The organism is Marinovum sp., assembly GCF_034669705.1.
Classification (GTDB): Bacteria; Pseudomonadota; Alphaproteobacteria; order Rhodobacterales; family Rhodobacteraceae; genus Marinovum.
This window is the reverse complement of sequence record NZ_JAXMOR010000009.1, coordinates 107,209-125,059: the sequence shown is the minus strand read 5'-3', so window position 1 is coordinate 125,059 and position 17,851 is coordinate 107,209. Positions and strand designations below refer to the sequence as shown.

The following is a 17,851-nucleotide window of genomic DNA, read 5'->3' as shown; positions in this document are numbered from 1 at the left end:
CGGCGCAGGGGACGTCCTTGCACGATAACAGCGGGCTGCACGCCCGCCGCGCATCGTAATGCCGCAGCCATGCCTAAGGCATGGCACCTCCCCCGGCACGGCGATTTGGCTGCCACATGCGCCACGCACAAATGTGCGACGGAGGTTGCAGGGACAACCTGCCAATACAGCTCCTGTCGGTGCGCCGCACGACGGCCCGACGCCGCGCGGCTCCCATTCTTGCACGAATCGTAAACACGGCCTCCACCAAGCGCCGCCGCTCGCATTCGCCGCACCCCACCCCCTCTGGACCCTGCTTTCCGCATTCCCTATATGTTTGGTAAGAAATCAAACGAGGCCCCCGTGATGAATGACGCCACCGCGCCGATGGAAGGCGCGCCGCTGATCAAGCCTTCGAGCACCGAGCATCCGCTCTATGACAAGATCGTCGAAGCCTGCCGCACGGTCTATGACCCGGAGATCCCGGTGAATATCTACGACCTCGGTCTGGTCTACACGATCGAGATCAGCGACGAGAACAAGGTCATGATCATCATGACCCTCACCGCGCCCGGCTGCCCGGTGGCCGGCGAAATGCCCGGCTGGCTGGTCGACGCGGTCTCGCCGGTCGACGGCGTGCAGGAGGTCGACGTCGATATCACCTGGGATCCGCCCTGGGGCATGGACATGATGAGCGATGAGGCCCGGCTCGAGCTGGGGTTCATGTAGGCCCGCATGGCATCGCAGAAGGACCTGATGCAGGCCGGCGAGCTCTATGACGCCGGCGATGCCGAGCTGGTCGCGGCGCGCAAACGCGCTCAGGCGCTGATGCGTGACTACAACGCCACGATCTACGGCGAGGGCGCAGAGCGCGACGCGATCCTCGACCGACTGCTCGGCAGCCGCGGCGAGGCCTGTGCCCTGCGCGCGCCGCTCTACGTCGATTACGGCTGGAATGTGCACCTCGGGAGCGGCGTGTTCCTGAACTACGGCTGCGTGCTGCTTGACGTCTGTCCGATCACCATCGGCGACATGACACAGATCGGGCCCAACGTGCAGATCCTGACCGCAGATCACCCGCGCGATCCGGCAGTCCGCGACCAGGGGCTGGAATACGGCCGGCCAATCACCATCGGCCGCAATGTCTGGATCGGCGGCGGCGCGATTCTACTGCCGGGCGTCACCATCGGCGATGACGCGGTGATCGGCGCCGGCGCCGTGGTCACCCGCGACGTGGCGCCGGGCCTCACCGTGGGCGGAAATCCCGCCCGCCCGCTTGTTTCGCGACAGAGCCACGCTTAGGTAAGGCGCAAAGGAGTTCCGATCATGTTTGGTATCCCCGGCAAGCAGGCCGTGACCATGACCCCCGCCGCGATCCGCCAGATCGTCAGGCTGATGCAGCAGAAAGGCCATGCCGGCCTGCGCATCGGCGTCAAGAAGGGCGGCTGCGCCGGCATGGAATACACCATGGATTTCGCTGACGAGATCGGCGATCACGACGAGGTGGTCGAACAGGAGGGCGCGCGGGTGATGATTGCCCCGATGGCGCAGATGTTCCTCTTCGGCACCGAGATCGACTACCAGACCTCGCTGCTCGAAAGCGGCTTCAAGTTCAACAACCCCAATGTCGAGGACGCCTGCGGCTGCGGTGAATCGATCAAGTTCAAGGATGTCGAGGAACTCGCCGAAGAGTTCCCCAACGGCGTCCCGAAGCTCTCCTGACAGACTGCCCGCGTCCCGGCCCCCGCGCCGGGACCTCGCCCTGAGGCCTGCGTGAGAGGTCCCGGATCAGGTCCCGGACGGGCGAGGGCCCCGTTCAGATGCCAGTGACCGGCGCGAACCATGCCGCCACGCGACGGTAGCAGGTCAAGTCGCGTCTCCGAGGCAGTCCCTCACTGTGTCCCGATAGTCTCCCGCCACCGTCCCGGCCTCCGCGCAGGGACCTCCACCTGGGCTCCACGCGAGAGGTCCCGGATCAGGTCCGGGACCGGCGCGCCTGCGGGCCCTACCCCTTGTCCTTCAAATGCAGATAGGTCTCGTTGAACCGCTTCGCGAGATGATCGCCGGCGCGGATTACCTGTCCCGAGCCCGGCGGCGCCACGTTCGCATCATGGTTGGGATTGAAGAACATCGGCACCGAGATCCGCTCCTGTTCCGATCCTCTCACCCGGTGCAGCGTCGCCACCACCTGCCCCTCGGTCCACATCTCCAGCATCTCGCCGAAATTGATGATGAAGGTCCCGGGCTCCGCCGCTACCGGCAGCCAGCGCCCATCGCGCGCCTGCACCTCGAGCCCCGGCACCCCATCGGTGGCCAGCAGCGTCAGGCAGCCGTAATCGGTGTGCGGGGCGATGCCGAAATCCTTCTCGCCGGCCCAGTCGGGCCGCTCGGGATAATAGTTGCCGCGCAACAGCGCCATCGGCCGGGTGAACTTGTCGTCGAAGTAGTCCTCTGGCGCCTCGATCGCGCGGGCAATGCCGCGCAGCATGTCGCGCGCCACGAGCAGCGCGTCGCCGTAATAGGCCTGGACGAGGCGCCGGAACCCCTCGGGCCGCTCGGGCCAGAGGTTGTCGGCATAGACCGATAGCCCGCCGGCGCGCAGCGGGTCGTCCGCGGCCAGCTCGTAACCGCAATCGAAGACCTGCTTGTAATCGGGATTGGCGCCGGGATCGACCTGCTCGCTCTGCGCCGCGCCCCAACCGCGGTTCGACCCGGTGCGGGCCATGTCGACGTGACGTTTCTCGACCTCCGGCAGACGAAAGAAATCGCGATAGGCCCCGATCACCGCACGCACCCGGGCGGCGTCGAGCCGGGTGCCGGTCAGGGTGAGAAAGCCGATCTCCTGCGCCGCCACCCGCAGCGCATCAAGCGTCAGCGGATCGCCCGCGCGCAGCGAACAGGCATCGATCCTCGGTATCATCGGCGGTCCTCCCTCTTGCCCCTCGTGTCTCAGAACCCGGCTGCGCCTGCAACCGGGGTTGACCTTTGGCCGGCAGCGGCAATGATGCGCGCCAATCAAACCCAAGGAGTGGTCATGCGCAGAAAACTTGCCGCCGGCAATTGGAAGATGAACGGAACCTCGGCCGAACTTGACCGGCTGGCGACCCTGGCCGAGCGCCACAGCGCGGCCGGCTGCGACGTGCTGATCTGCCCGCCCGCCACGCTCCTGAGCCGCGCCGCCGAAGCGCTCTCGGACAGCCAGATCGCGCTCGGTGGCCAGGATTGCCATACCGCATCTACCGGCGCCCATACCGGCGACACCTCGGCCGAGATGCTCAAGGACGCCGGCGCCAGCCACGTGATCCTCGGCCATTCCGAACGCCGCGCCGATCACGGCGAGAGTGACGCTCTGGTCCGCGCCAAGTCCGAGGCCGCGATCTCTGCCGGCCTCATCGCGGTGATCTGCCTCGGCGAAAGCCTCGAGGAGCGCGAGGCGGGCCAGACCCTCGAGGTCATCGGCACCCAGCTGCAAGGCTCCCTGCCCGACAGCGCCAGTGGCGAGACCGTGGTCATCGCCTACGAGCCGGTCTGGGCGATCGGCACCGGCAAGGTGCCCAGCACCGAGCAGATCGGTGAGGTGCACGACTTCATCCGCGCCCGGCTCGAAGAGCGCTTCGGCGCCGAGACCGGCGGCAGCTTCCGCATCCTCTACGGCGGTTCGGTGAAACCCGGCAACGCCGCCGAGATCTTCGCCGTTTCCAATGTCGACGGCGCACTGGTGGGCGGCGCGAGCCTCAAGCCGCAAGATTTCGGGCCGATCATCGACGCCCTCGCGGCCAGCGCGGGCTGAGGGTTCGGGATGCCTCCGGCGGGAGTTTTCAAGGCAAGATGAACGAGGGAGCGCTCCCCGACAAGCTTCATCTTGCCCGCTAAACTCCCGCCGGAGGCTCCCGCACCCACAAGCAAAGGCGACGCCCGAACGGGAGCGTCGCCTTGCCAGTTTCCAGAGTCAGCGCGCGGAAGCGCACCTTTTGATCAGGCCTAGTTCACCACGATTTCCGGCCCCATGAACGTCGTCGGCAGCCAGGTCGAGAGCCAGGGGATGTAGGTCACCATGATCAGGAAGACGAAGAGCACGGCGAGGAACGGCAGCGCCGCCCGGACGACCCGCATCATCGGCATGCCGGCGACGCCCGAGGTGACAAAGAGGTTGAGGCCCACCGGCGGGGTGATCATGCCGATCTCCATGTTGACCACCATGATGATGCCGAGGTGGATCGGGTCGATGCCGAGTTCGATGGCGATCGGAAACACCAGCGGCGCGACGATCACGATCAGGCCAGAGGGTTCCATGAACTGACCGCCGATCAGCAGGATCACGTTGACGATCACCAGAAACATCACCGCGCCGAACCCCGCCGCCAGCATCGAGCTGGCGATCTGTTGCGGGATCTGCTCGTCGGTCAGCACGTGTTTCAGGATCAGCGCGTTGGCGATGATGAACATCAGCGTCACCGTCAGCTTGCCAGCCTCGAACAGCGTGTCGCGGGTGTCGCGGTGGACAAAGGCCGTGACCAGCGCGATGGGCTTCTGCATCAGCGAGAGGTTGCGCTCGCCCTCGGGTTTTCTCAGTGGCCCCATGTCGCGATAGACGAAGGTGGCGATGAAGAAGGCATAGACCGCCGCCACCGCCGCCGCCTCGGTCGGCGTGAAGATGCCGCCGTAGATGCCGCCGAGGATGATCACGATCAGGAACAGCCCCCAGCCGGCCTCGAGGCCGGAGGTAAAGACCTCGCCCCAGCCTTTCCATTCGCCCTTGGGCAGGTTGCGGATGCGGGCGATGATGTAGATCGTCAGCATCAGCATGAAGCCCGCCATCAGCCCCGGGATCACCCCTGCGAGGAACATCCGGCCAACCGACACATCCGTCGCCGAGGCATAGACCACCATGACGATCGAGGGCGGGATCAGGATCCCCAGCGTGCCCGCCACGGCGATGATGCCAGCGGCGAAATCCTTGGTGTAGCCGACCTCGCGCATGCCGACGATGACGATCGAGCCGATCGCCACCACCGTTGCCGGCGACGATCCCGAGAGCGCGGCGAAGAGCATGCAGGCAAAGACCCCGGCAATTGCCAGACCGCCCGGCAGGTGACCGACCAGCGCGATCGAGAAGCGGATGATCCGCCGCGCCACCCCGCCCGTCGACATGAAGGCCGAGGCGAGGATGAAGAAGGGAATCGCCAGCAGGGTGTAATGCCCCGCCATCGCCTGAAAGAAGGTCTGCGCGATCGAGGCCAGCGAGGTGTCGCTGAGCGCCAGCAGGAAGATGATCGACGACATGCCGAGCGAGACGGCAATCGGCACGCCGATCAGCATCAGTCCGATCACCATGACAAAGAGGAAGACGACTTCCATGGGATTATTCCTCGATATTCATGTGACGGACATCATCGACGGCGTCCTCGGCCTCGTGGCTGACGATCAGCCCCTCGGCGCGGTCGGTGGCAAGACGCACGAAGGCTTGGATGAAGCGAAACAGCAGCAGCGCCGCGCCGATGGGCAGCATGATGTAGGGGATGAAGCGGGGGATCTTCTCATAGGCCTCGCCCTCGTTCATCGCGTCGCCCAGCCAGGCCAGCCAGGCCGGCATCGGGATGTCGTTGACCTCGTACCAGGAGCGAAAGGAGGACCGGCCCATCTCCTCGAGCCCGGTGGGAAACCAGCGGCCGGTGGTCTGCGGCAGGTTGGCAAAATTGGCCCAGTAGTCCCAGGCGCCCTTGAGCAGCAGGAAGGCATAGCCGATGCAGATCACCCCGGCGACCAGCGCCAGCGCCTTGCGCACCGGCCGGTCGAACAGGTTGATCACCGCGTCGACGCCGAGATGCGCCGTCACCTTGACGGCGTAGCTCACCCCGAACAGCACCAGCCAGGCGAACAGGAAGGCGGTCATCTCCAGCCCCCAGATCAGCCCGGTGTTGAAGCCATAGCGCAGCACGACGTTGATGAAGGTGATGATCGTCATGGCGCCGAGGATCAGCGCGATGAAGGTTTCCTCGAGTTCATGGACCATGCGGCCCAGGATCCCCTTGGGTTCGTAATGGGCTGACATGCGCCCGTCCCCTTTTCGTCTGGAAGTGACCGGGGCCGCGCCGGCTGGCGGCGGATGTCCCCGGATACAAGGCGGGCCGGAATCGTGATCCCGGCCCCTGTCCCCCGCTCATTGGCGGCCCCGGCCCGGTTGCCCCGGGACGGGGATCGGCAAGGCCGGATCAGTTCATCATGTTGATGTCCTGGGCGGCGTCGATGTTTTCCTGGCCGACGTCTTCCTTGAACTCTTCCCAGACCGGCTTCATCACGTCGACCCAGGCCTGACGCTGGTCGCCGTCGAGGGTGCGGACCACGCCGCCGGCATCGATGATCGCCTGCTTGGCCTCGGCGTTGACCTTGGCGGATTCGGCGTTGCGGGCCTCGGTGACCTCATCGACGATGGTGCCGAGCTGGTCGCGCACGTCATCGGGCAGGCTGTCCCAGAAATCGACCGAGGTCACCAGCAGGTAATCGATGATGCCGTGGTTGGTCTCGGTGATGCCGTCCTGCACCTCGAAGAACTTCTGGCCGTAGATGTTGGACCAGGTGTTCTCCTGGCCGTCGACCACGCCGGTCTGCAGCGCGCCATAGACCTCGGAAAACGCCATCGGCTGCGGCGAGCCGCCGATCGCCGCCATCTGCGCCTTGAGCACGTCCGACGATTGCACCCGGAACTTCAGGCCCTCGGCGTCTGAGGGTGACATCAGCGGCTTGTTGGCCGACATCTGCTTCATGCCGTTGTGCCAGAACGCCAGCCCCAGCAGACCGCGGCGGGTCATCGATTCCTTCATCGCCTGACCGGTGTCGGAGTTCTGGAAGGCGTCGACGGCGTTGATGTCCTTGAACATGAACGGCAGGTCGAAGATGCGGAACTGCTTGGTGAAACGCTCGAACTTCGAAAGCGAAGGCGCGGCCAGCTGCACGTCGCCATTCAGCATCGCCTCGAGTACCTGGTCATCGTTGTAGAGCGTCGAGTTCGGAAAAACTTCCATGCAGGCCTTGCCGTTCATCTCCTCGTTGACGCGGCTTTCCAGCAGCGAGGCGGCGATGCCCTTGGGGTGTTTGTCGGTATTGGTGACATGGGCGAACTTGATGACGATCTCGCCATCGTCGCAGGCGGCCAGTGCGCCGGTGGTGGCGGTGGCGGTCAGGGCCACGGCGGTGGCGGCGGTTGTCAGGAATGCTTTCATTGGTCTCTCCTCCCAAGAGTTGACGGGTCCGGGGGGTGACCCCGGACCGCTGCCGGTACTAAAGCCCGAGGCGAAAAACCGCTCAAGAGCTTATGAGGCAACATGAGGATCGACCCATAAGCCTCTGATTTTGTGAATTCAGGCCGTCAGAGCGCCGTCTTGCTCGCGCCACCCCGTGCGGAAAACCGCACAGGGTTAGCGGCGGTCAGTGCGGAAATCCGCACAGGCGCGACAGGCTGGCGAATCCCCGCGTGGCCCGCCACTCTGGCCGGATGACAGCCAATCCAGACACCCCGCCCGACCGGTTCGACCGGCTGCTGGGCTTCCTGCAACGGGCCGAGGCTTTGAAGGACACCCTGCGCTCGGCCCGCACCGGCGCTGGCCGGCCAGAGAGCGTGGCGGCGCACAGCTGGTCGCTCTGCCTGCTGGTGCTGCTGCTCGAAGACGAGCTCAAGGGCGTCGACCTGCTTCAGCTCCTGCGGCTCTGCCTTGTGCATGATCTGGGAGAGGCGATCTCGGGCGACGTGCCGGCCATCTACCAGGCTCCCGAGGATGACAAATCCGCCCGCGAGCGCGCCGACCTGCAGGAGCTCTGCGAGGGGTTGCCGGCAGATGTGACCGTCCGGCTTCTGGCGCTCTGGGAGGAATACGACCGTGGCGAGACGCGCGAGGCGGCGCTGGCCAAGGGGTTGGACAAGATCGAGACCATGGTGCAGCACGTCACCGGCGCGCAGGTGCCGGACTTCGATTACTCGTGGAACCTCGGCTACGGCGTCGAGCGGACGGAGCGCACCAAGCTGCTGCGGGCGCTGCGCGGCAAGGTCGATGACATGACCCGCGCCAAGGCCGGGGAAACGCCGCCCTAGCATGGATCGGCGCATGGATCGGGGCTTGGTCCGTTTGCCGGTGACCGCTAGTCTGGGGACCATGACCCCTGACGCCCAGCCCCTGCCCCAATGCCTGCGCGAGCCAGATCGTGCTTCGCCTCCGAAGGCAGGCCGCCCATGACCCACGCCCTGACGCTGCTCTGGCGCGACAACAAGCTGCTTCTGGCCGGCTTTGTGCTGGCGCTGGCGGTGATGGCCTTTTTCGCGATCCGGACCGTGGCCTTCTGGATCTACTGGGCCGATCCGACGCATCGCAACCAGGCGATCGAGCCTTGGATGACCCCGCGCTATGTGGCGCATTCCTGGCATGTGCCGCCGGAGGTGGTGGCCGAGGCGCTCGACCTCCGGCCGGGCAGTGGCCGCATTACCCTGGCCGAGATCGCGGCGCGCGACGGTGTGAGCCTCGAAGAGATCGCCGCGCGGGTGGTCGCCGCAATCGAGGCCGAGCGCGCGGCGCATCGGCTGCTCGGGCCGGGGCCACGCGGATGAGCGATGCACTGTTCGAGCTTGTCGCCACCTATGGAGTCTGGCTGCTGGCGGCGGCCTGTTTCCTGTCGTGCCTGCTGGTGCCGATCCCCTCGTCGCTGCTGATGCTGGCCGGTGGCGCCTTCGTGGCGGCGGGCGACCTGGAGTTTGTGACTGTGTTTGCCTCGGCCTGGCTGGCGGCGGTGGCCGGCGACCAGACCGGCTATGCCATCGGTCGCGGTGGTGCGCCGCTGCTTGACCGGCTGGCAGAGCGACGACCGAACCGGGCCGACCTGATTGCCCGCGCCAGGGCGCTGGTGGCGCGGCGCGGCGGTCTTGGCGTGTTTTTTTCGACTTGGCTGGTGGCGCCGCTGGGGCCTTATGTCAACTTCGTCGCCGGCGCCAGCGGTCTGGGCTGGCTGCGGTTCACCCTCTGGGATGCCGCCGGCGAGGCGATCTGGGCCGGGGGCTATATCGGCCTGGGCTACGGCTTTGCCGACCACCTGGTCTTGGTGGCGGATTTCGCGGCCAATGCCTCGGGGTTCCTGGTGGCGGCGGCGGTGGCGCTGGGCCTTGGCTGGCTGTTGCGCGCGCGGTTGCGCAAGGCCCGCGCACGGGCGCTCTCGACATGAGGCCGCGCGGCCCCCATATCTGAGAGATGCTGAAGTTCACCCCCATCCTGCTCGCCATCCTCTACGCCCTGGCGATGTATCACTTCTCGGCCTGGCGCACGCGCAAGGAGCTTGACGCACGCTCGACCGAACTGGCCGATCCGGCGCTGAAGAAGCTGACCGACCGGATGGCGGCGGCGCTCGACCTGGCGCGGATCCGGGTACATATCTACGAGATCGACCCGGTCAACGGGCTGGCGGCGCCGGACGGGCGGATCTTCATCACCCGCGGCTTCTATCGCAAGTATCGCAACGGCGAGGTGAGTGCCGAGGAAATGGCCAGCGTGATCGCCCATGAGCTGGGCCACGTGGCGCTGGGCCATTCGCGGCGGCGGATGATCGATTTCTCGGGCCAGAATGCGCTGCGCACCGCGCTTGGCATGGTGCTGAGCCGCTTCCTGCCGGGGATCGGGGTGTGGATTGCCGGGGCGCTGACCTCGCTTCTGGCGGCGCGGCTGTCGCGCTCGGATGAATACGAGGCCGATGCCTATGCCGCGGCGCTGCTGACCAAGGCCGGGATCGGCGTCGAGGCGCAGATCAGCCTGTTTCACAAGCTCGACGCGCTGACCGCGAAGCGCGCGGGCGCCGCGCCGGCCTGGCTGATGAGCCATCCGAAGACCGCCGACCGGGTGGCAGCATTGGAGAAGCTCGAGGGACGCTGGCGGTCGTAGGGTGGGTTTGTGAACCCACCTTCGGCGGCGGGACGCACGGGGGCGCGGTGGGTTGGAAACCCACCCTACGGAGGGACATGGCCGCGGCGGGGTGTGTTCGGACAGAGCGATTGGAGGTGGTGGTTTGCAAACCCACCATGCGGTGTACGTGGCGGGATTGTCGTGTGACAGGGCGATTGGTGTGAGAGCGGTGGGTTGCAAACCCACCCTACGCCAGGGCCTTGGCGAGGCGCGGCAGCCGGGCTTTTTTCAGCAGCGGACGCATCTGCCAGTCGTGTTCTGACAGGCTGCGGGCCTTGGCCAGCACCTCTCCTGCCGCCTCGGCCACCAGGTCGGGCTGCGCCTGCCAGATGCCGTGCAGCAACCCGTCGGGATCGAGCCGCGACAGCCCCTCTTCCGCCAGCAGCTGACGCGGGAAATCCTTGGCGTTGAGGGTGCAGATCATGTCGGCCGAGCCGGCGATCGCTGCGGCCAGCACATGCACATCCGCCGGGTCGGGCAACCACAGCCTGTCTTCGAGCGAGGGCTTAAAGGTCACCTCGGCCGCGGGCCAGTCAATCGCAAGCAGCGCGATCTCGCCGCGGGCCTGGGCCTCGCCGCGGGGGCCGATCTTGCGCGCTGCCCGGGCCCATTCCTCGAGGATGCGAGCCGACCAGAGCGGGGTGAAGACGCCCCGCGCCGCCACGCCGAGCAGCATTTCGCGCATCACCGTGGAGTAGATCACGCAGGCGTCGAGCAGGACCTTCATCGTCGGGACTCCGGATCGGGATGGATCAGGGGCTTTGCCCCTGGGCCTGCGGCCTCACCCCAGGAATATTTGACGGCCAGAAGACGCAGGGAACCGCTCACAGCCGATAGAACAGCGCCTTGAGATAGCCCGATTCCGCCAGTTGCGGCATCAGCGGGTGGTCCGGGCCGGCAAAGCCGGTGTGGATCAGCGCGCCCTGGCGCCCGGCGCGGCCGATGCCGCGGGTGCAGGCGGTGCGAAAGGCGGTGAGATCGGCGGCATGCGAGCAGGAACAGAGACCGAGGTAGCCGCCCTCGCGGACCAGCGGCGCCGCCAGACGGGCGATGCGCTCGTAGGCGCGCAAGCCGGCGTCGAGCGCCTGTTTCGAGGGGGCGAAGGCCGGCGGGTCGCAGATCACCACGTCGAAGTGCGCGCCCTCCTCGGCCAGGGCGGTGAGCGTGTCGAAGGCATCGCCCTGGCGCAGGCTGAGCCGGTCGCCGAAGCCCGAGGCCGCCGCGCCGGCCTCGGCCAGTGCCAGCGCCGGGGCCGAGCCATCGACGCAGGTGGCTTTGCCGGCGCCCGCTGCCAGCAACGCGAGGCCGAAGCCGCCGACATGGGAGAAGACGTCGAGGACCTCGGCCCCCGGCGCCGCCAGCCGCGCGGCAAATGCGTGGGTGTCGCGCTGGTCGAAGAACAGCCCGGTCTTCTGGCCGCCGGTGAGATCGGCCATGTAGGTGGCACCGTTCATCGTCACCGGCAGCGGCGCCTCCGGCGCCTGCCCCGCCAGCACGCCGGAGGTGTCGTCGAGCCCCTCGAGCGCGCGGGTGCGGCCGGCGGCATTCTTCAGCACATGGCTGACGCCGCTGACCTCCTGCAGCGCCGCGGTCAGCGCCTCGAGCCGCACCTCGAGCCAGGCGGCATTGGGTTGCAGCACCGCGGTGTCGCCGAACCGGTCGATCACCAGCCCCGGCAGACCGTCGGCCTCGGCATGGACCAGCCGGTAGAACGGCGCCTCGTAGAGCCGCGCGCGCAGTTCCAGGGCCTTGCCGAGGCGGGCGGCGAACCAGGCCTGATCGATCACCTCGCCCGGATCGCGCGACAACACCCGGCCAATGATCTTGGACGTGGGATTGGCCGCCACCAGCGCCAGCGGCGTGCGGTCGGCATCCTCGAGCACTGCCAGCGCGCCGGGCTCGATGTTGCGGGTGCGGCGGTCGGTGACCACCTCGTTGGCAAAGACCCAAGGCGCGCCGTGGCGGATGGCGCGGGCGTTGGCTTTGGGTTTCAGGCGGATCACGGGTAAATCTGTCATGCCCCGCTGATAGGGGCAAATGCGCGCCGAGGAAAGACCCGTCGCCATTCCCCGGGGATGTGCTATCTTCTGCCCGGCACGAGGCTTGCAATCACCGGGACCCGCGGCTAGAAGACAGCAGAAGTTAGCGCTAACAGCCCCGGTGCAGCCGCCGCCGCGATAGGAGCCAGCATGACCCTGAACCCCACCATTGCCGATGTCACCGACCGAATTCGCAAACGCTCCGAGGCGCGCCGCGCCGCCTATCTTGACAAGATGCGCCGCGCCGCCGACGAAGGCCCGCGCCGCGGCCACCTGACCTGCGGCAACCAGGCCCATGCCTATGCCGCGATGGACGACAAGCAGACGCTTGCCACCACCCAGGCGCCCAACCTCGGGATCATCACCGCCTACAACGACATGCTCTCGGCGCATCAGCCGTTCGAGACCTATCCGCAGCTGATCAAGGCCGCTGCCCGGCGCGCCGGCGGCACCGCGCAGGTCTCTGGCGGGGTGCCGGCGATGTGCGATGGGGTGACCCAGGGCCAGGTCGGCATGGAGCTGTCGCTGTTTTCGCGCGACGTGATCGCACTGGCCACCGGTGTCAGCCTCAGCCACAACACCTATGACGCCGCCGTCTACCTCGGCGTCTGCGACAAGATCGTGCCGGGGCTGATCATCGCCGCCGCCACCTTCGGCTATATTCCCGGGCTGTTCATCCCGGCCGGGCCGATGGTCTCGGGCCTGCCGAACGACGAAAAGGCCAAGGTGCGGCAGAAGTTCGCCACCGGCGAGGTTGGCCGTGACGAGCTGATGAAGGCCGAGATGGCCTCGTATCACGGCCCGGGCACCTGCACTTTCTACGGCACCGCCAATACCAACCAGATGCTGATGGAGTTCATGGGGCTGCACCTGCCAGGCACCAGCTTTGTCAACCCCGGCACCGAATTGCGCGATGCGCTGACCGAGGCCGCGACCGAACGCGCGCTGGCGATCACGGCGCTGGGCAATGAATACACCCCGGTCTGCGACGTGCTCGACGAGAAGGCCTTCGTCAACGGCATCGTCGGGCTGATGGCCACCGGCGGCTCGACCAACCTTGTGCTGCACCTGCCGGCAATGGCGCGGGCCGCGGGCGTCGAGCTCGAGCTCGAAGATTTCGACGCGATCTCGAGCGCCGTGCCGCTGATGGCCAAGGTCTATCCCAACGGCCTGGCCGACGTGAACCATTTCCACGCCGCCGGCGGGCTGGGATTCATGATCGGCGACCTGCTGGACTCGGGCCTGCTACATGGTGACACCACCACGGTGATGGGCGGCGGGCTTGCCGCCTATGCCCAGGAGCCCAAGATCAAGGACGGCACACTGGTCTGGGAAGACGGCGCCAAGGTGAGCCAGAACGACAAGATCCTGCGCCCGGTGGGCGAGGCCTTCCAACCGACCGGCGGGCTCAAGCAAATGTACGGCAACCTCGGCCATGGCATGATGAAGGTCTCGGCAGTGGCACCGGAGCGGCACATCATCGAGGCGCCGGCGCGGGTGTTCCATGACCAGGATTCGGTGAAACAGGCCTTCAAGAACGGCGAGTTCACCTCGGACACAGTGATTGTTGTGCGCTTCCAGGGGCCGAAGTCGAACGGCATGCCAGAACTGCACGGCCTGACCCCCACCCTCGCGGTGCTGCAGGACCGTGGTCTCAAGGTGGCGCTGGTCACCGACGGGCGGATGTCGGGCGCCTCCGGCAAGGTGCCCTCGGCGATCCATATCTCGCCCGAGGCCGCCGCCGGCGGTCCGCTGGCCAAGCTGCGCGACGGCGATGTCGTTCGCGTCGATGCCACCAACGGCAGGATCGAGGCGCTGGTCGAGGATTTCGACAGTCGCGAGGCGGTGACCGTCGATCTCTCCGGCAACGGCCATGGCGTCGGACGCGAGCTTTTCGAGGCCTTCCGGCAGAATGTTGGGCTTGCATCCAACGGGGCTGCCGTGGTTGTGTGACCCCTGCTCTTCATCTTGCCAAATAAACTCCCGCCGGAGGCTCCCGCCGCCGGCCACATGCTCAGGAGCCTGAAAGACATGACCCCCCAAGACGCCTCCAAGGAAACCGAAGCCCTCTGTCGCCGCGCGCCGGTTGTCCCGGTGCTCGTGGTCGAGGACGTGGCCCATGCCCGGCCACTGGCCGAGGCTCTGGTGGCCGGCGGCCTGCCCGCGCTCGAGGTCACCTTGCGGACGCCGGCGGCGCTCGACGTGATCCGCGAGATGGCCAAGGTCGAGGGCGGCATCGTCGGCGCCGGCACCCTGCTGACGCCCGAGGACGTGCAGAACGCCAAGGCGGCCGGCGCGCGCTTTGGCGTGACGCCGGGCTGCACCGACCGTCTGCTCGACGCGGTCGAAGCCGCCGATCTGCCGACCCTGCCGGGGGCCGCCACCACCACCGAGGCGCTGCGCCTGCTCGAACGCGGCTATACCGTGCAGAAGTTCTTTCCCGCCGAGGCCAATGGCGGCGCCAAGGCGCTGGGTTCGATCGGCGCGCCGCTGCCGCAGATCAAGTTCTGCCCGACCGGTGGCGTCTCGCTGAAGAATGCACCGGATTACCTGAGCCTGCCCAACGTGCTCTGCTGCGGCGGCAGCTGGGTCGCGCCCAAGAACCTGGTGCAGGCCGGCGACTGGAAGGCGATCGAAGAGCTCGCCCGCGAAGCCGCGGCGCTGGCCCGCAACTGAGCCCTACCGGTCGCGCGACCGCCAGCCGCCGCGGCGGCGCGGTTTCGCGGCCGGCGCGCGGCCCTCGCGCAGCACCTTGGTCATCGGGTGGTCCGGCGCGGCCACCCCGTGACGCGCCAGAAGCGCATCGATGCTCTCACCGACATCGCCCTCTACCGCCAGCGCCCAGTCGAGAAAAATCGACCGGCACTCGCCCTCGGTGATCCCCTCGATCCGGTAGCTCTCGTGGATCAACCCGCGCGGGTCCAATGCATCGCCCTTGGCCATCACGCCTCCTCTGCCCGCTTTAGCGCACCGCTGATCGCCTGGTCCGCCTGATCGCGGTAATCCGCCAGCATGCCGCCGAGATCGCCCAGCGTCTCGGCGCCGCATTCGCGCAGCACGAAACCGGCCCCGCCGCCGGTGAGCTTCTCGGGGTTCAGCGGCCGGTCGCTGAGCAACCGCGAGGCCATTTGCAGCGCGCCCTGCAGGTCATAGGCCTTGGCGATATAGCCTGCCTCGGCCTCTGAGATCACCCCGGCGCGCGCCGCCGCCGAGAGCCCCTCGCCGGTGTCGCGCACCGCGCAGCCGTCAATCAGCGCGCCGGCCTGGGCCAGCAGTTCGATATCCTGCATCCGTCCCGGCCCGATCTTGGCATCGAGCACGCCTTCGGGGGATTTCGCCGCCGCGATCCGCGCCCGCATCTTGGCCACCTCGCGCAGCACCTCGTCGCCAGGGCGTGTGCCCAAGAGGTCACGGCGCAGCGCCTCGACATCGGCGCCCAGGTCCGCCGCCCCGGCCACCGCCCGGGCGCGGGTCAGTGCCAGGTGCTCCCAGACCCAGGCCTCGGTGCGCTGGTAGGTCTCGAAGCTCTGCCAGGAGGTCGCCACCGGGCCTTGGGTGCCGGAGGGGCGCAGCCGCATGTCGACCTCATAAAGCCGCCCCTCAGCCATCGGCGCGGTCATCGCGGTGACCAGCGCCTGGGTCAGCCTTGCGTAATAGGTGCGTGCCGGCAGCGGCCGCCGGCCGTCCGAGGCCTCGACGCCCTCGGCGTCGTAGATCACGATCAGGTCAAGGTCGGAAGCCGAGGTCAGCCGCGCCGCGCCGAGGCTGCCCATGCCCAGCACCACCGCGCCGCGCCCCGGCGGCGCGCCGTGCTTGCGGCCGAACTGGGCCACCACCTCTGGCCAGAGCGCGGCGAGATTGGCGCTGGCGAGATCGGCATATTGGCCGCCCGCCTGCCCGGCATCGATCAGCCCGCGCAGGTGATGCACGCCGATGCGGAAGTGCCATTCCTTGGCCCAGCGGCGGGCAGCGTCGAGCTTGCGCTCGTAGTCGCCCTCGCGCGCCAGCACCTCTGTCAGCTCTTCGGTCAGCGCCGCCTCGCCCGGCCAGTCGGCAAAGAAATCGCCGCCGATCACCGCGTCGAACACGCCGGAGTTGCGCGACAGGTAGCGCGCCAGCGCCGGCGAGGTGCCGGCGATATCGACCAGCAGGTCGATCAGCTGCGGGTTGGCCTCGAAGAGCGAGAACAGCTGCACCCCCGCGGGCAGGCCCGACAGGAAGCCGTCGAAGGCATTGAGCGCATCGTCGGGCCGCTCGGTCTCGGCCAGGCGGCGGAGGATCTCGGGGCGGATGCGGTTGAAAATCTCGACCGCCCGCGGGCTGCGCAGCGCCGCGTAGCTGCGCCAGCGGCTGGTGACGCCGCTGTCGAAATCGACGTTCGGCGCCGGGCCGCCGGTCTCTGGATCGGGGGCAAAGAACCCTTCGGTGCTGTCGTGCACTTCGGTCAACCGCGCCATCAGATCAGATTGCAGCGCGGCGCGGTCGGTGCCCATCATCGCGGCAATCCGGTCAAAGCCCTCGTCGGAATTCGGCAGGGTCTGGGTCTGGGCGTCAGCCACCATCTGCAGCCGGTGCTCGACCTCGCGGTGAAAGCGGTAGTGCTCGGTCAGCTTCCCGGCCAGGTCCGCGGGCAGCCAGTCCTTGTCGGCCAGCACCGCCAGCCCCTCGACGGTGCCGCGCACCCGCAGCTCGGGGTCGCGGCCGCCGGCGATGATCTGCTGGGTCTGGGTGAAGAACTCGATCTCGCGGATGCCGCCGCGGCCGAGCTTCATGTTGTGCCCCGGCAGGGTGATCGGGCCGCCCAGCCCCTTGTGCTCGCGGATCCGGAGCCGCATGTCATGGGCGTCCTGAATGGCGGCGAAATCGAGGTGACGGCGCCAGACGAAGGGGGTCAGAGTCTTGAGAAAGCCCTCGCCGGCGGCGATATCGCCGGCACAGGCACGGGCCTTGATATAGGCCGCGCGTTCCCAGGTGCGGCCGATGCTCTCGTAATAGCGCTCGGCGGCCTCCATGGTCATGCAGACCGGCGTCACCGAGGCATCCGGGCGCAGCCGCAGGTCGGTGCGGAAGACATAGCCCTCGCCGGTCTGATCGTTGAGCATCGCCGCCATCTTGCGGGTGGCGCGGATCAGCGCGGCACGGGCCTCGTGGTAGTCGTCGCGCTCGAACTGGGTTTCGTCGAACAGGCAGATCAGGTCGATGTCCGAGGAGTAGTTGAGCTCCTGCGCGCCCATCTTGCCCATCGCCAGCGCCACCATGCCGGCGCCGGTCTCGGCATCTTCTTCGCTCTTGCCGGGGATCTTGCCGCGGCGCAGTTCATGCCCGACGGTGGCGCGGATCGCCAGGTGGGTGGCGAGATCGGCAAAGCGGGTCAGCGTGCCGGTGACCTCTTCGAGCGACCAGACGCCACCGAGATCGGCCAGACCGGACAGCAGCGCCACCCGCCGCTTGGCCCGGCGCAGCGCCGAGGCAAGCCGGTCGGGCGGTGTCTCGCGCAGGTCGTCAAACAGCGCCGCGAGCGCGGCGTCGGCATCGTCGAAGGCCGGGGCGATCCAGTCCTGCTCTTTCTCGCAGAGCGACTTGAGATAGGGGCTGCAGCCGCCGGTGCCCGCCAGCAGCTCGCCGATGGCCGGGTCGACGTCGGGAAAGAGCGCACGGGTCTCGGCGCCGCGGTCGGGCTCGAAGGCGTGGGGCAAGCGGGTGATGCGGCTGGCGAAAGTCATGGCGCACGTTGTGCATGGGGGTGGGATGGCGTCAAGTGGCGGTGATCGGGGCCCTGTGGCTGTCGGGGCTTTGGGGGCTCTGCCCCCGGCCTGCGGCCTCCCCCGAGGGTATTTGTGAACAGAAGAAGCAGGGGTGGCTTGACCTCGGGGCGGGCGTTCGGTTTTTCGGAGGCAA

The 17,851-nt window shown here is 67.6% G+C and carries 18 protein-coding genes; 10 read left to right on the top strand and 8 right to left on the bottom strand.

The window, feature by feature from the left end; translation table 11 throughout:
* Nucleotides 1-345 precede the first annotated feature (345 nt).
* Genes VOI27_RS09015 through VOI27_RS09005 form a run of 3 tightly spaced genes read left to right on the top strand, consistent with a single transcriptional unit; the run spans nucleotide 346 to nucleotide 1,701 of the window.
* Nucleotides 346-708 (top strand): SUF system Fe-S cluster assembly protein, encoded by a 363-nt coding sequence (locus VOI27_RS09015; RefSeq protein WP_323764999.1) that lies wholly within the window; start codon nucleotides 346-348, stop codon nucleotides 706-708.
* Nucleotides 709-714: 6 nt separating this feature from the next.
* The gene (locus VOI27_RS09010; RefSeq protein ID WP_323764998.1) at nucleotides 715-1,281 is read left to right on the top strand and encodes a sugar O-acetyltransferase; all 567 of its coding nucleotides are present in this window, start codon (nucleotides 715-717) and stop codon (nucleotides 1,279-1,281) included.
* Nucleotides 1,282-1,305: 24 nt separating this feature from the next.
* The gene (locus VOI27_RS09005; protein WP_323764997.1) at nucleotides 1,306-1,701 is read left to right on the top strand and encodes an iron-sulfur cluster assembly accessory protein; all 396 of its coding nucleotides are present in this window, start codon (nucleotides 1,306-1,308) and stop codon (nucleotides 1,699-1,701) included.
* 283 nt (nucleotides 1,702-1,984) lie between these two features.
* On the opposite strand, the gene VOI27_RS09000 is transcribed toward VOI27_RS09005, so the two are convergent.
* Nucleotides 1,985-2,899 (bottom strand): isopenicillin N synthase family dioxygenase, encoded by a 915-nt coding sequence (locus VOI27_RS09000; protein WP_323764996.1) that lies wholly within the window; start codon nucleotides 2,897-2,899, stop codon nucleotides 1,985-1,987.
* 114 nt (nucleotides 2,900-3,013) lie between these two features.
* Here VOI27_RS09000 and tpiA point away from each other — a divergent pair, with 114 nt between their 5' ends.
* Nucleotides 3,014-3,769 (top strand): triose-phosphate isomerase, encoded by a 756-nt coding sequence (gene tpiA, locus VOI27_RS08995; protein ID WP_323764995.1) that lies wholly within the window; start codon nucleotides 3,014-3,016, stop codon nucleotides 3,767-3,769.
* A 191-nt stretch (nucleotides 3,770-3,960) separates the two neighbouring features.
* On the opposite strand, the gene VOI27_RS08990 is transcribed toward tpiA, so the two are convergent.
* The 3 genes from VOI27_RS08990 to VOI27_RS08980 form a co-directional block, all read right to left on the bottom strand.
* Entirely contained in the window at nucleotides 3,961-5,337 is a 1,377-nt protein-coding gene (locus tag VOI27_RS08990; protein WP_323764994.1) for a TRAP transporter large permease, read from the bottom strand.
* Between the two features lie 4 nt (nucleotides 5,338-5,341).
* A complete protein-coding gene (locus VOI27_RS08985) occupies nucleotides 5,342-6,031 on the bottom strand; it encodes a TRAP transporter small permease (protein WP_323764993.1) in 690 nt (229 codons plus the stop codon).
* Between the two features lie 160 nt (nucleotides 6,032-6,191).
* Nucleotides 6,192-7,199, bottom strand: coding sequence for a DctP family TRAP transporter solute-binding subunit (locus VOI27_RS08980; RefSeq protein ID WP_323764992.1), 1,008 nt, complete (start codon nucleotides 7,197-7,199; stop codon nucleotides 6,192-6,194).
* 272 nt (nucleotides 7,200-7,471) lie between these two features.
* On the opposite strand from VOI27_RS08980, the gene VOI27_RS08975 reads away from it, so the two are divergent.
* The 4 genes from VOI27_RS08975 (at nucleotide 7,472) to VOI27_RS08960 (ending at nucleotide 9,893) form a co-directional block, all read left to right on the top strand.
* Nucleotides 7,472-8,065, top strand: a complete 594-nt coding sequence (locus tag VOI27_RS08975; RefSeq protein ID WP_323764991.1) for an HD domain-containing protein — start codon at nucleotides 7,472-7,474, stop codon at nucleotides 8,063-8,065.
* Nucleotides 8,066-8,203: 138 nt separating this feature from the next.
* Nucleotides 8,204-8,575 (top strand): hypothetical protein, encoded by a 372-nt coding sequence (locus VOI27_RS08970; protein WP_323764990.1) that lies wholly within the window; start codon nucleotides 8,204-8,206, stop codon nucleotides 8,573-8,575.
* Nucleotides 8,572-9,183, top strand: a complete 612-nt coding sequence (locus tag VOI27_RS08965) for a DedA family protein (protein ID WP_323764989.1) — start codon at nucleotides 8,572-8,574, stop codon at nucleotides 9,181-9,183. Before VOI27_RS08970 ends, VOI27_RS08965 begins: the two co-directional genes overlap by 4 nt.
* A gap of 26 nt (nucleotides 9,184-9,209) precedes the next feature.
* Nucleotides 9,210-9,893, top strand: a complete 684-nt coding sequence (locus tag VOI27_RS08960; RefSeq protein WP_323764988.1) for a M48 family metalloprotease — start codon at nucleotides 9,210-9,212, stop codon at nucleotides 9,891-9,893.
* A 208-nt stretch (nucleotides 9,894-10,101) separates the two neighbouring features.
* Here VOI27_RS08960 and VOI27_RS08955 read toward each other — a convergent pair whose 3' ends face one another.
* Together VOI27_RS08955 and VOI27_RS08950 are read right to left on the bottom strand one after the other, a co-directional pair.
* Nucleotides 10,102-10,641: an RSP_2648 family PIN domain-containing protein gene (locus VOI27_RS08955; protein WP_323764987.1), complete on the bottom strand. Its 540-nt coding sequence runs from the start codon at nucleotides 10,639-10,641 to the stop codon at nucleotides 10,102-10,104.
* A gap of 97 nt (nucleotides 10,642-10,738) precedes the next feature.
* Nucleotides 10,739-11,932, bottom strand: coding sequence for an RSP_2647 family RNA methyltransferase (locus VOI27_RS08950; RefSeq protein WP_323764986.1), 1,194 nt, complete (start codon nucleotides 11,930-11,932; stop codon nucleotides 10,739-10,741).
* Nucleotides 11,933-12,103: 171 nt separating this feature from the next.
* Here VOI27_RS08950 and edd point away from each other — a divergent pair, with 171 nt between their 5' ends.
* Together edd and eda are read left to right on the top strand one after the other, a co-directional pair.
* Complete coding sequence (gene edd, locus VOI27_RS08945; RefSeq protein ID WP_323764985.1) at nucleotides 12,104-13,906, top strand: phosphogluconate dehydratase; 1,803 nt, start codon at nucleotides 12,104-12,106, stop codon at nucleotides 13,904-13,906.
* 78 nt (nucleotides 13,907-13,984) lie between these two features.
* Nucleotides 13,985-14,629, top strand: coding sequence for a bifunctional 4-hydroxy-2-oxoglutarate aldolase/2-dehydro-3-deoxy-phosphogluconate aldolase (gene eda, locus VOI27_RS08940; RefSeq protein ID WP_323764984.1), 645 nt, complete (start codon nucleotides 13,985-13,987; stop codon nucleotides 14,627-14,629).
* A gap of 3 nt (nucleotides 14,630-14,632) precedes the next feature.
* Here the strand turns inward: eda and VOI27_RS08935 are convergent, their stop codons facing one another.
* Complete coding sequence (locus VOI27_RS08935) at nucleotides 14,633-14,896, bottom strand: hypothetical protein (RefSeq protein WP_323764983.1); 264 nt, start codon at nucleotides 14,894-14,896, stop codon at nucleotides 14,633-14,635.
* Nucleotides 14,896-17,676: a glutamine-synthetase adenylyltransferase gene (locus tag VOI27_RS08930; RefSeq protein WP_323764982.1), complete on the bottom strand. Its 2,781-nt coding sequence runs from the start codon at nucleotides 17,674-17,676 to the stop codon at nucleotides 14,896-14,898. Before VOI27_RS08930 ends, VOI27_RS08935 begins: the two co-directional genes overlap by 1 nt.
* Between the last annotated feature and the right edge of the window lie 175 nt (nucleotides 17,677-17,851).